The organism is Microbacterium sp. 22296, from assembly GCF_052045385.1.
Taxonomy (GTDB): Bacteria; Actinomycetota; Actinomycetes; order Actinomycetales; family Microbacteriaceae; genus Microbacterium.
In genome coordinates this window covers 65,170-77,141 of the sequence record NZ_JBQEOS010000010.1, presented here as the reverse complement: position 1 = coordinate 77,141, position 11,972 = coordinate 65,170, and the positions used below count along the sequence as shown (strand labels likewise).

The following is an 11,972-nucleotide window of genomic DNA, read 5'->3' as shown; positions in this document are numbered from 1 at the left end:
GGCCTCGCGGTCGATCAGAACGGGAGTGGAGCCAGAGGGCACTCAGTCCCTGAACGGACGCGCCGACGCTCCCCCAGACGTCGAGCGCATCTCACCGCCGCGCGGCGTCGCGGTCGACCGTCGGGCTCACCACGCCCGCGCGGTCGTCGACGAGTCTGCGGCGACCGAGCCAGCCGGTGAGTCCGCGCCCGTCACGCCACACGAACAGCAGCGCCACGGTCGCCGACGCCAGCGCCACCGCGGTCAACGACCACGGCGCCGGCAGAGCGCCGAGCAGCACGAAGGCCCCCGCACCGGTGACGAACCGCAGGGGCCGCGCCACCCAGGCGGGCAGCACGCCGTCGGTGAAGCGCACGCGCGTGGCGATGTCGCCGACCGACCGGCCCGTCACCAGCACCACCACGAACCAGAGTCCCGTCGACACCGCCGTTCCCGCGAGCGAGGCGACCTCGTCGGTCGAGAAGGTCGCGGCCTCCCCCAGAGCGAGGGTGATCACCGCCTGCACGACCACCGACACCGCGAAGCCCACCAGCCCGATACCCACGACGTCGCAGACGATGCCCAGGAGGCGACGCCGGCGGGTCACCGGACGGGGGGTCTCGGCATCCGGGGCCTTCTGCGCCCCGCGGTGCCGCGCCGGCACGGCGAACGCCACCAGCGAACCGAGCAGCGCGCCGGACGTGTTCGCGATGAGGTCGTCGACGTCGAACACGCGATAGGCGCACGGGAACAGGCCCCAGACGCCGGTGAGCTGCGTGGTCTCGATGATCCCCGAGATCGCCAGGCCCGACAGCCCGGCGATCAGGATGCCGCGCCCTCCGAGCACGCGCAGGAAGAAGCCGAGGGGCAGGAACAGCAGCACGTTCAGCGCCACCTGCAGCACGACGGGATCGGTGAGGTAGCGCCCCGAGACGGCGACGGCGGAGCGGATCTCGTCGACGAACTCGAACGGCCGCAGGTTCAGTCCGCGGCAGCGGTAGTCGTCCGACTCGGGCATCGGGATGAGCGTGTAGGTCCAGATCGCCCAGAAGTACACCGCCGCACCCGCCCACAGAGCCGTGCGCCACAGGGTCAGACCGCCGCGTCGGCGGTAGCTGATGGCCACGAAGGGGATGAAGGCCAGCACCGCGACGATCGCACCCGCCACGACGGCGAGGACGCCGGATCCCACGATGTTGTCCACTCGGCGAGCATAGGTAATGCGGGCAGACGTCCGCGTTCACCCCCCGGTTCGTGCGGGCGACCGCAGCACGGCGGCGAGCTGCGACCGCACGACGGCCTTCACCTCTTCCGGGGTGTCGTCGAGGTGGAGGGTCGCCGTCATCGTGACGTGGATGACCGCCGTGATGACCCGCGCGAGGGCGGTCTGCGCGTGCTCATCGACGTCGGGGAGCATGCGCAGGAGGTCGGCGATGGATGCCTCCAGCCGCCAGGCCTCGGCGAGGCCCGCGCTCCGGTGCTGCTCCCGCGGGTCGCCGAAGACCAACTCGTGCAGGTACTGACGACCGTTCTCGGGCTGTTCGCGCACGCAATCGATGACGGGCGAGAGAAGAGCCATGACGACATCCTCCGTCGACGCGCCGCTCAGCGACGGTGATCCGGATGCCGCGAGGCCGTCGTCGATGGCGGCGCGGAACTTCTCGTTCTGCACCATGATGAGCAACTCCGCCTTCGTCGCCGCGTACCGGAACAGCGTCCCGATCGCGATGTCCGCGCGTTCGGAGACCTCCTGGGTGGTGACGCGGCTGACCCCGCGCTCCGCGAAGAGAGACCGCGCCGCATCCAGGATGCGCTTCCGCTTGTCGGCCATCGCTCTCTCACGCCGTCCGACCGAACCGGATTGCGGGTCCATGTCGTCTCCTTGACAGTATGACTGAGTTGAGTCAATAATGAGTCTACTCGCAAAATGCGGGAACGACACGTCCTCATCGGACCACGGGAGCAGACATGACCACGGGCTCGCACAGCGACCGCCACACCCCGTCGCTCGTCGACGCCGAGACGCGGACGGTTCACGTCGACGGGGCCGACATCGCCTACCGCGAGATCGGATCGGGCGACCGGCCGCCTCTCGTGGCTCTGATGCACCTCGGCGGGAACCTGGATGCCTGGGATCCCGAGGTGATCGACGCCCTCGGGCAGGATCGCCGGGTCATCGTGCTCGGCTACCGCGGCGTGGGTCGATCGACCAGCCGGGTGCGCGACACCTTCGACGAGATGGCGCGCGACACGATCGCCGCCGTGCACGCGCTGGGACTCGGCCGCATCGACCTCTTCGGCCTCTCGATGGGAGGCATGGTCGCCCAGGCGATCGTCGAGCAGGAGCCGGCCCTGGTGGACCACCTCGTGATGTCCGGTGCGGGCCCACGTGGCGGCGCCGGCCTCACCCGGATGACGGGGGTCATGCTCCGCGGCATCGCGCGCAGCGTCGTGACCGCGCGGCCCGCGACCTCCGTCCTCTTCTTCCCCCGCACGGACGGCGGGACGCGCGCCGCGGCCGCGTATCAGCGCCGCCTGAAGCGCCGCCGCACCGACCGCGACGCGCCCGTCACCCCGGGGGTCATGCGCGCACAGCTCCGCGCCGTCGCGAACTGGGGAGCCCAGCCCCGTCCGGTCCCCGCGTCGACGAGCACGCCGACGCTCGCCTTCCACGGCGAGGACGACATCCTCGTCCCGGTGGCCAACGCAGAGCAGCTGCGGACGGCGCTCTCCGTGATCGACGTGGTGACTTTCCCGGATGCCGGGCACGGCGTGGTCTCGCAACACCCCGACGCCGTCACCGGCCGGATCCGATCTTTCCTGCGCGCCTGACGCAGGACCCGAACCCCTCTCCCAGAAAAGGAAATCCCGACATGCGTGCATTCGTCATCGACGGCTACAAGAAGCCCCTCCACGAAGCAGACGTCCCCGAGCCCACCGTCGGCCCGAACGATGTCCTCATCGCGGTGGCCGCGGCCGGGCTCAACAGCCTGGACGAGCGAATTCGCGTCGGCGACTTCAAGGTGTTCCTCCCCTACCGACCGCCGTTCACGCTCGGCCATGACGTGGCCGGGACGGTGATCCGGGTGGGTGCGCAGGTGCGCTCCTTCTCGCCCGGCGACGAGGTGTTCTCCCGGCCGCGCGATCACCGGATCGGCACCTTCGCCGAGCGCATCGCGGTCGACCAGGCGGACGTCGCCCGCGTCCCCTCCTCGATCGATCTCGTCGAGGCGGCATCCCTTCCCCTCGTCGCCCTGACCGCGTGGCAAGCCCTCGTCGAGAAGGGCGGGGTGAAGGCCGGGCAGAAGGTCCTCATCCACGGTGGGGCCGGGGGTGTCGGGACGATCGCCATCCAGCTGGCGAAGCACCTCGGCGCAGAGGTGGCGACGACCGCCTCGGCGAAGAACGCGGAGTTCGTACGCTCCCTCGGCGCCGACGTCGTGATCGACTACGCCCGCCAGGACTTCTCGGCGGAGCTGTCGGGGTACGACTTCGTGCTCGACAGCCTCGGCGGTGAGAACCTGGCGAAATCGCTGCGGGTGCTGCGCCCCGGCGGTATGGCCGTCGGCATCGCCGGCCCGCCGACGCCCGCGTTCGCCCGACAGATCGGCCTGAACCCGGTCCTGCGTCTCGTGACCGGCGCGCTGAGCAGCAAGGTCAACGCGCAGGCGAAGAAGCTCGGCGTCACCTACGAGTTCCTCTTCATGCGCGCCGACGGCGAGCAGCTACGTAGGATCGCCGACCTCGTGGATGCCGGGGCGATCCGCCCGATCGTCGGCGCCACGTCGCCCTTCGACGACGCACCGAAGGCGCTCGAGTCACTGCACCGCGGTGGCATCCGCGGAAAGTCCGTCCTCCGCGGCGCGTGATCCCCCCTCCCCCACCCTCCGGCATCCCTCGCACTCATCACTGAACCCAAGGACGTCTCCCATGAACGAAGAGATCATCACCTCCTACGCCCAGGCCCCCGCGAAGACCGTCACGGTCGGTCCGGACACCTTCGCCTACCGCGAACTCGGTCCGAAGGAGGAGATCCCCGTCGTCTTCTTCGTCCACCTCGCCGCGACCCTCGACAACTGGGACCCCCGCATCATCGACGCGATCGCGAAGACCCGTCACGTCATCACGTTCGACCAGCTCGGCGTCGGAGCCTCCAGCGGCCGCGTGCCCGACACCATCGACGCCGCCGCCGATGACGCCTACCGGTTCATCACGATGGGTCTCGGCCTGGAGAAGATCGACGTGTTCTCGTTCTCGATGGGCGGGATGATCGCCCAGGACCTCGTGGTGAAGCACCCCGACCTCGTTCGCGGCCTCATCCTCACCGGCACGGGTCCCCGCGGCGGAAAAGACATGGACAAGGTCGTCGGCACGACGTACTGGGACATCCTCCGGTCGGTCATCACACGCTCGGACCCGAAGGAGTTCCTGTTCTTCAACCGCGACGCCGAGGGCAAGCGGGCCGGGAAGGCGTTCGTCGAGCGGCTCACGGAGCGCACCGTCGACCGTGATGAGAAGATCTCCACCAAGGCGTTCAGCACGCAGCTCAAGGCGATCGTGGCGTTCGGCCGCTCCGCGCCGTCCGACCTCTCGGTGATCACGTCGCCCACGCTCATCGCCAACGGCGACAACGACCGCATGGTCCCCAGCGTCCTCTCCGAGGACCTGCACCGCCGCATCACCGGTTCCGAGCTGATCATCTACCCGAACTCCGGGCACGGCGGCATCTTCCAGTACTGGCAGAAGTTCGCACCGGTCGCCGCGAAATTCCTCGACGACGTCCGCGCCTGACCCTGTGTCGGGCGGCGTGAGCCTCCCGCCTCCGGAGAGCTGACGCCACGCGGCGCCCTCGGCGCAGCGACCGGCGTGATCTCGAGCGGAAACGACCGACGCGGCGCGATCACGAGGCGGGTGCGGGCTAGGTGCCCGGCACCCGCTCCTCGCGCCCGACGCCGGAGAGGATCGCCTCGACCTGGGCGCGGACGACCGCGAGGATCTCGTCGACGCTCGTCTCCGCCGTCGGCGCCGAGGCCATCGCGACCAACAGCCCGGAAGAGATCACCCGCGCCAACACCGCCGCATCGGCCTCGCTGCGACCGGCGCGCGTAACGATCAGGTCGATGAGGGTCTGCTCGCTCTCGCCGACGACCCGGAGCGCCTCCGCGTGGTGCGGTTCCGCCGCGTCACCGAAGATCATCTCCCTCAGGTAGGTACGGCCGTTGTCGACCTGCGTCCGGTTGCACGCGACGACCGGCGCCAGCAGCGCGAGGACACCGTCGACCGCCCCGGATGCCGCGGCTGCGGCGCTGCGACCTTCGTCGAGAGCGCGGGAGTAGTGGGCGTTCTGCACGAGGAGGAGCAGCTCCCCCTTGGTCTTGGCGTAGAGGAAGAGGGTGCCCGTGCCGATGTCGGCGGCGTCGGCGATCTCCTGCGTCGTGACGTCGTCAACGCCGCGCTCGGCGAAGAGCGCACCCGCGGCGGCCATGATGCGCTCGAGTTTCTCCTGCTTGTTGCGCTCGCGACGCCCCACGGGCGGTGAGGTCGGTGACATCTTCGCTCCTCCGGGAATGAATGCTGAGTAGCCCCGGTTATGAGCGTAGTCACTAACGTCGGCGGCCTCCTCGATTCTCCCACCCTCGACCCGGTGACGACCTGTCCCACAACACAAGGAACGACGCTCACGATGACTCTCGACACCCTCTGGCAGCCCTTCACACTCGGCCGCCGGGAACTCCCCCACCGCTTGGCCCTCGCCCCGATGACGCGCAACCGAGCGGATGCCGACGGCACCCCGGGCGACCTGGTCGCCGAGTACTACGGTCAGCGCGCATCGCTCGGGCTGCTCATCGCCGAGGGGACCCAGCCGTCCGCAGACGGACAGGGATACCTGAACACCCCCGGCATCTACACGGACGCGCACATCGCCGGCTGGCGGAAGGTCGCCGACACCGTGCACGACGGGGGCGGCCACCTCTTCATCCAGCTCATGCACGTGGGCCGCGTGTCCCACCCCGACAACACGCCCCACCACCGGCAGTCCGTGGCGCCGTCGGCGATCGCCGCGGGTCAGGACATGTTCACGGCATCCGGCCCGCAGCCCATGCCTGCGCCCCGCGCCCTCGCCACCGACGAGATCGCGGGCGTCATCGCGGAGTTCCGCCACGCGGCGGCATCCGCCGTCGCCGCCGGAGCGGACGGCGTCGAGATCCACGCCGCCAACGGCTACCTCCTGCACCAGTTCCTCTCCCCCAACGCCAACGAGCGCACGGACCAGTACGGCGGATCGGTCGAGAATCGGTCGCGCTTCGTCGTCGAGGTCGCCGCGGCCGTCGCCGACGAGATCGGCGCCGATCGCACCGGCATCCGCATCTCCCCCGCCTTCCCCCTCGGCGGCATCGACGAGGGAGCGCGCGAGGACGTCCACGCCCAGTACCTCGACCTCGTCGCGCGGCTCGCGCCCCTGAACCTGGCGTACCTTCACGTGCATCACCTGGGCGACGACGAGCTGCTCGCCGCGCTGCGCGAAGCCTGGCCGACGGCCGTGCTCGTCGTGCGCTACGGCCGCACGCGCGAGCAGATCGCGGACGACATCGAGGCGGGTCTGGCCGACATCGCCCCGCTCGGACGCTTCGCGCTGGCGAACCCCGACGTCGTGGAGCGGCTGAAGACCGACGCCCCGCTCGCCGAGGTCGACCCCGCGACGCTCTACACCGGCGGCGCCCGCGGGTACGTCGACTACCCCACCCTCACCCACGCCTGACCCGGAACGGAAAGAGAACACACCCATGACCTCACTCAACGGAGCCACCGTCCTCGTCACCGGCGCGAACGGGGGCATCGGCACCCACTTCGTGCGCGAGGCGCTCGCCCGCGGGGCGGCGAAGGTCTACGCCACCGCCCGCACCCCCCGCACCTGGGACGACGAGCGCATCGTCCCCCTGCAGCTCGACGTGACGGATGCCGCATCGATCGAGGCCGCGATCGCCGCGGCCCCCGACGTCACGATCCTGATCAACAACGCCGGCGCATCGCCCTCGAGTTTCGGCATCCTGAATCACACCGACGAAGAGATCCGCAGCAACATCGAGACGAACTTCGTCGGACCTCTCATGCTCGCGCGCGCATATGCTCCGCTGCTGTCGGCCCAGGCCGGCGAGACCGCGATCATCGACATCCACTCCGCGATGGCCTGGTACGCCGTCGGCGGCATCTACTCGGCGACGAAGGCGGCCCTCTGGTCGGCGACGAACTCGATGCGCCTCGAGCTGCACCCCGCCGGCGTGCAGGTCGTGGGCGTGCACGTCGGCTGGGTCGACACGGCGATGGCCGCGGGATCGACCGACCCGAAACTCGACCCCGCCGTGCTCGTCGCGAAGGTGTTCGACGCCACCGAGGCGGGCGAGTACGAGGTGCTGGCCGATGAGACCTCGGTCCAGGTGAAGGCGGCGCTGTCGGCGCCCCTCGAGGCGCTGTACCCGCAGCTCGCGAAGTAGGGATCCGACGTAGGGGAAGCGGGGGGCATCACGCGATGCTCCCCGCCTCCGCATCGTCTCGGGGGTTCGACACGCACGACACAGGGAGGCCATCACCCCCCGCGTACCCTGTGCACATGCTCCAGGCCGACGACCTCCGCGACGCGCTCGTAGGCCACATCGCCGAGGTCGGTTTCGACGCCCACGGCCTGCACGTCCGTGTCGGCGACGACGTCGCCACCCACCGGTGGGCGCCCGACGTGCGGGAGGAGATCCACTCCGTCGCCAAGGCGGTCGCGGTGCTGGCGGCGGGGATCGCGGCTGACGAGGGGCTCGTGTCGCTCGATACCCCGGTGAGCGACCTACTGCCCACCGCCACGGATGCGACCCTGCGACATCTCCTGTCGATGTCGAGCGGCATCGACTTCCCGTACTCCGAGACGATGATGACCGACTGGCCCGACCTTTCCGCCGAGTTCCTCTCGCGCCCCTCGAGTGGTCGTGTCTTCCAGTACTCCAACGCCAGCACGTACACGGCGATGCATGCCCTGTCGCAGCGCACCGGTGACGTCGAGGAATACCTGCGCCCGCGGCTGCTCGCCCCGCTCGGACTCGGCGACGTCTCGTGGCGACGCTGCCCGAACGGTCGGGTGCTCGGCGGTGAGGGTCTCGCCCTTCGCACCGAGGAGATGGCGCGCCTCGGGCTCCTCATCCGCGACCGCGGCGTCTTCGAGGACCACCGCCTGGTCTCGGCCGGAATCGTGGATGCCATGCACGCGGGGTGGATCGGCACGGGCGGCACCTCCGATGGGTACCGCCGCTACGCCCTCGCCGGATGGGAGGGTCCCGGCAGTACGTGGCGCCTGCACGGGGCGTACGGCCAACTGATCGTGTTCGCCGGCGACGCGGTCGTCACGATCTCGGCGGACGACCATGGCGGCGCCGACGGGGTCGCCGCGTTCGTCGCCGCGCAGGCGGGAGCTGACGCCGGGTGCTGAGCCCGTCGAAGCACCCCCCGATCGAGCTCAGGGACCTCGCGCCGTCGTCCGCGACGGTGACCGTGCGGGTCCCACGCACCCCCGCCGAGCGACGAGGAAATGAACGACGAGCGCGTCACATTGCGCACGGCCCCCAGTGCGCGTAATGTCGCGCGCCGTGACTGACGAAAGTCGCGGGGACGTCGAAGAGACTCCGATCGCGAAACGCATCCTGATCGGCGAGCCCCTGACGTCGGAGAAACTCGACGAACAGCTCCTCCCCAAGAAGATGGCCCTGCCGATCTTCGCCTCCGACGCGCTGTCGTCCGTGGCCTACGCGCCACAGGAGCTGCTGATGATCCTCCTCATCGGCGGAACGGCCCTGCTGACCCTCAGCCCGTGGGTCGCGGTGGCCGTCGTCGTGCTGCTGATCGTGGTGGTGCTCAGCTACCGGCAGCTCATCAAGGCCTACCCCTCGGGCGGTGGCGACTACGAGGTCGCCAGCAAGAACCTCGGCGAGGTTCCCGGTGTCGTGGTGGCCGCCGCCCTGCTCGTCGACTACGTGCTCACGGTGGCCGTGTCGGTGGCATCCGGGGTCGACAACATCATCTCGGCGTTGCCCGGACTCAACCCGTTCCGCGTCGAGATCGCCGTCGGCTTCGTCATCCTCATCGTGATCGTGAACCTCCGCGGCGTCCGCGAGGCGTCGAGCGTCTTCGCGATCCCCACCTACCTGTTCATCGGCTCGGTCGCGGTCATGATCGTCGTGGGCCTGGCGCGGACGCTCGCCGGCGACGCCCCGATCGCCTCCAGCCAGCAGTACGACGTCCAGGCCGAGTCGCTCACCCAGGCCGCGCTGATCCTGCTCGTGCTGCGGGCGTTCTCCAGCGGATGTTCCGCCTTGACGGGTGTGGAGGCCGTGTCGAACGGCGTCCCCGCGTTCCGCAAGCCCAAGATCCGCAACGCCCAGACGACGCTGAGCCTCATGGGCGGCATCGCGATCCTGCTCTTCGCCGGCCTGACCGCCCTCGCTCTCATCGCCGGCGTGCACTACGCCGAGAACCCCTGCAACCTGATCGGCTTCGACTGCGTGAACAACCCGCAGCCGAGCCTCATGGCCCAGGTCGCGGCCGCGACGTTCGGGTCGGGGAGCGTCTTCTTCTTCGTGATCCAGGCCGCCACCGCGTGCGTCCTGCTGCTGGCCGCCAACACGGCGTTCAACGGCTTCCCGCTGCTCGGCTCCGTTCTCGCGCGCGACGGCTACGCCCCGAAGGCGCTGAACACCCGCGGCGACCGGCTCGTCTACTCGAACGGCATGATCATCCTCGGCATCGTCGCCATGGGCGTGCTGATCGTGTACCAGGCCAACCTCACGACACTGATCCAGCTCTACATCATCGGCGTGTTCGTGTCGTTCTCGCTGGGTCAGATCGGCATGGTGCGGCACTGGCGGCGCACGCTCCGCGGGCTGCGGGAGCTGACGCCCGAGGCCGCGAAGCAGCAGTCGGCCGCGATCGAACGCCGCTCCGCCATCTCGGGCCTGTGGATCAACTCGGTCGGCGCCGCGATGACCGTGCTGGTGCTGCTCATCGTCACGGTCACGAAGTTCACGCACGGCGCGTGGCTGGTGTTCATCGCGATCCCGATCCTCGCCGTGCTCATGGTCGGTGTGAATCGCTATTACCGCGACGTCGAGCACGAGATCCAGATGGATGACGACGTGCACTTCGGTTCCTCGGGCGACGTCGCGATCGTTCTGGTGAACCGCCTGCAGAAGCCCGTCATGAAGGCGATCGACTACGCCCTCGCGGCCAACCACGACAAGACCCTCGCCGTGCACGTGGCGATCACCGACGACGATGCCGCGAGGCTCCAGAAGGAGTGGGCCGCGCACGACATGCCCCTCCCCCTCGTCATCATCGACTCGCCCTACCGCACCTACAGTTCGCCGGTGTCGACCTTCATCAAGAAGTACCGCGAGAACAACGGCTCGGCCGTCGTGACGGTGTACCTGCCGCAGTTCATCGTCGGCCACTGGTGGGAGTCGATCCTGCACAACCGCCGCTCGCGCCGCCTCGCGCAGCAACTCATGCTCGTGCACGGCGTCTCGATCACGCTGGTGCCGTGGCTGCTGGACTCGTCGGAGCTCATCTACGGCCGCCGCTCGCGCCCCCTGCCCGGCCAGCAGCGCAGCGGTCGGCCCGTCGCCGAGGTGCCGGCGACCAAGACGAAGAAGACCCCGCCCGGCTCGGCATCCTGAGTCCTTCCCGAACGCCCGCGCCCTCCGGCGGGGGCGTTCGGAGCGCGCTCACACCCCGGCGCAGTTGCTCCTCAGCCACGTATTCAGGTCATCGGCGGAGGAATCGATGAGATCGGGCACCGATGCCCCGACGCGCGGCGCGGGCGTCGCTGTCGTCTCCCGCGCAGAGGGGAACGCCGGGGAGGCCGTCCCGGACGGTGCCCGGGTGGGCGACGCGTCGATCTCGGCGATCAGGCCCTCGATGGCGGCCTTCGCCGAACGGTAGGAGCGCGTCAGCGACTGAGGCGCCAGCGCCTGACGTTCTTCGAGCTCCTCCAGGATCGCCTCACCCCCCTCCCGGTCGAGGCCCACTTCCACCGAGCCCCTGATCGTGCGGAACGTGATGAGATCGTCGGCCACTCCCGCGCAGGCCTGTGCCAGATCGTCGTATCCACCCGGTCCGATGGCCCGACCCGGCGAGGACGTGGGGGAAGGGGATGCCGCCGGGGCGGAGCTGCAACCGGAAAGCGAGAGAGTCACGGCGACGACGCTCAGAGCGATCACCCGTCCCTTAGGCTCGCATCCGTGAGGGGGCTGGCGCCGGATGGATCGGCCGAAGAGGCGGGTTCTCATCGCGCGGCGCCTCGCACGCCCGTCGTCACCATTCGCGTCATCTCCATCGCCGCCCGCACGGCCGCGCTCGTCACGACCGCGTGGGCGCTGATCTCTCGCGCCGACTGCGTCTTCGCATCCCGCACCTGTCGAGCCACCAATCTCTTGAGCTACTTCACGATTCAATCGAACATCGCCTTCGTCCTCGTGACCAGCCTCCTCATCGTCTGCACGATTCTCGGACTCCGTGAGCGGACCTGGCTTACCACGCTTCGCGTGATCATCACCAGCTACCTCATCATCTCCGGTGTCACCTTCGCGATCCTGATCGAGACGGCCGGACTGAGCGATCTGGCCTTCCTCGTGCCGACGTCGTCCAAGGTTCTGCACTTCGTCGTGCCCGTCTACGCGGTCATCGACTTCCTCGTCCTGCCCGGGCGCCGCCGACTCGCGCTTCGCCTGTCCCTCTGGGCGCTCGTCTACCCGTTCGCCTATACGATTCTCACGGCCGTGCGCGGGCGGGCGCTGAACTGGTACCCCTACGTGTTCTTCGACCCGGCGTGGGTCGGAAGCTATGCCGGCGTCGTCGCCTACAGCGCCGTGCTCGCCGGCGCGCTCCTGACGGTGACCGGGCTCCTGACACTCGCGACGAGGCTCCCGGTCGTCTCCGCATCCGACCGCCGATGAGGATCC

General features: G+C 69.5%; 12 protein-coding genes. 8 read left to right on the top strand and 4 right to left on the bottom strand.

Annotated features, from left to right (window positions below):
* Positions 1-91 precede the first annotated feature (91 nt).
* A complete protein-coding gene (locus ACTJJP_RS15535; RefSeq protein WP_440775884.1) occupies positions 92-1,183 on the bottom strand; it encodes a VanZ family protein in 1,092 nt (363 codons plus the stop codon).
* Between the two features lie 36 nt (positions 1,184-1,219).
* Positions 1,220-1,852 carry a TetR/AcrR family transcriptional regulator gene (locus tag ACTJJP_RS15530; RefSeq protein ID WP_440775883.1) on the bottom strand — a complete coding sequence of 211 codons (633 nt, stop codon included), beginning with the start codon at positions 1,850-1,852 and terminating at the stop codon, positions 1,220-1,222.
* 95 nt (positions 1,853-1,947) lie between these two features.
* On the opposite strand from ACTJJP_RS15530, the gene ACTJJP_RS15525 reads away from it, so the two are divergent.
* The 3 genes from ACTJJP_RS15525 (at position 1,948) to ACTJJP_RS15515 (ending at position 4,770) form a co-directional block, all read left to right on the top strand.
* The gene (locus ACTJJP_RS15525; protein ID WP_440775882.1) at positions 1,948-2,811 is read left to right on the top strand and encodes an alpha/beta fold hydrolase; all 864 of its coding nucleotides are present in this window, start codon (positions 1,948-1,950) and stop codon (positions 2,809-2,811) included.
* 41 nt (positions 2,812-2,852) lie between these two features.
* Positions 2,853-3,848 (top strand): NADP-dependent oxidoreductase, encoded by a 996-nt coding sequence (locus tag ACTJJP_RS15520; RefSeq protein ID WP_440775881.1) that lies wholly within the window; start codon positions 2,853-2,855, stop codon positions 3,846-3,848.
* A 61-nt stretch (positions 3,849-3,909) separates the two neighbouring features.
* Entirely contained in the window at positions 3,910-4,770 is an 861-nt protein-coding gene (locus tag ACTJJP_RS15515) for an alpha/beta fold hydrolase (protein ID WP_440775880.1), read from the top strand.
* Positions 4,771-4,897: 127 nt separating this feature from the next.
* Here ACTJJP_RS15515 and ACTJJP_RS15510 read toward each other — a convergent pair whose 3' ends face one another.
* Positions 4,898-5,530, bottom strand: a complete 633-nt coding sequence (locus ACTJJP_RS15510) for a TetR/AcrR family transcriptional regulator (protein WP_440775879.1) — start codon at positions 5,528-5,530, stop codon at positions 4,898-4,900.
* 132 nt (positions 5,531-5,662) lie between these two features.
* On the opposite strand from ACTJJP_RS15510, the gene ACTJJP_RS15505 reads away from it, so the two are divergent.
* The 4 genes from ACTJJP_RS15505 (at position 5,663) to ACTJJP_RS15490 (ending at position 10,688) form a co-directional block, all read left to right on the top strand.
* Complete coding sequence (locus ACTJJP_RS15505; RefSeq protein WP_440775878.1) at positions 5,663-6,739, top strand: alkene reductase; 1,077 nt, start codon at positions 5,663-5,665, stop codon at positions 6,737-6,739.
* Between the two features lie 25 nt (positions 6,740-6,764).
* Positions 6,765-7,472: an SDR family oxidoreductase gene (locus ACTJJP_RS15500; RefSeq protein ID WP_440775877.1), complete on the top strand. Its 708-nt coding sequence runs from the start codon at positions 6,765-6,767 to the stop codon at positions 7,470-7,472.
* 116 nt (positions 7,473-7,588) lie between these two features.
* Entirely contained in the window at positions 7,589-8,449 is an 861-nt protein-coding gene (locus ACTJJP_RS15495) for a serine hydrolase domain-containing protein (protein WP_440775876.1), read from the top strand.
* Between the two features lie 145 nt (positions 8,450-8,594).
* Positions 8,595-10,688, top strand: coding sequence for an APC family permease (locus tag ACTJJP_RS15490; protein ID WP_440775875.1), 2,094 nt, complete (start codon positions 8,595-8,597; stop codon positions 10,686-10,688).
* Positions 10,689-10,736: 48 nt separating this feature from the next.
* Here the strand turns inward: ACTJJP_RS15490 and ACTJJP_RS15485 are convergent, their stop codons facing one another.
* On the bottom strand, positions 10,737-11,207 hold the full coding sequence (locus ACTJJP_RS15485; protein ID WP_440775874.1) for a hypothetical protein: 471 nt from the start codon (positions 11,205-11,207) through the stop codon (positions 10,737-10,739).
* 45 nt (positions 11,208-11,252) lie between these two features.
* Between ACTJJP_RS15485 and ACTJJP_RS15480 the strand changes: the two genes are divergently transcribed.
* Positions 11,253-11,966: a Pr6Pr family membrane protein gene (locus ACTJJP_RS15480; protein ID WP_440775873.1), complete on the top strand. Its 714-nt coding sequence runs from the start codon at positions 11,253-11,255 to the stop codon at positions 11,964-11,966.
* Positions 11,967-11,972: the final 6 nt, after the last annotated feature.

Bases quoted from the DNA above. Each gene is read 5' to 3' on its own strand.
- ACTJJP_RS15530 (WP_440775883.1), bottom strand. From the start codon at position 1,852: ATGGACCCGCAATCCGGTTCGGTCGGACGGCGTGAGAGAGCGATGGCC.
- ACTJJP_RS15525 (WP_440775882.1), top strand. From the start codon at position 1,948: ATGACCACGGGCTCGCACAGCGACCGCCACACCCCGTCGCTCGTCGAC.
- ACTJJP_RS15520 (WP_440775881.1), top strand. From the start codon at position 2,853: ATGCGTGCATTCGTCATCGACGGCTACAAGAAGCCCCTCCACGAAGCA.
- ACTJJP_RS15515 (WP_440775880.1), top strand. From the start codon at position 3,910: ATGAACGAAGAGATCATCACCTCCTACGCCCAGGCCCCCGCGAAGACC.
- ACTJJP_RS15510 (WP_440775879.1), bottom strand. From the start codon at position 5,530: ATGTCACCGACCTCACCGCCCGTGGGGCGTCGCGAGCGCAACAAGCAG.
- ACTJJP_RS15505 (WP_440775878.1), top strand. From the start codon at position 5,663: ATGACTCTCGACACCCTCTGGCAGCCCTTCACACTCGGCCGCCGGGAA.
- ACTJJP_RS15500 (WP_440775877.1), top strand. From the start codon at position 6,765: ATGACCTCACTCAACGGAGCCACCGTCCTCGTCACCGGCGCGAACGGG.
- ACTJJP_RS15495 (WP_440775876.1), top strand. From the start codon at position 7,589: ATGCTCCAGGCCGACGACCTCCGCGACGCGCTCGTAGGCCACATCGCC.
- ACTJJP_RS15490 (WP_440775875.1), top strand. From the start codon at position 8,595: ATGTCGCGCGCCGTGACTGACGAAAGTCGCGGGGACGTCGAAGAGACT.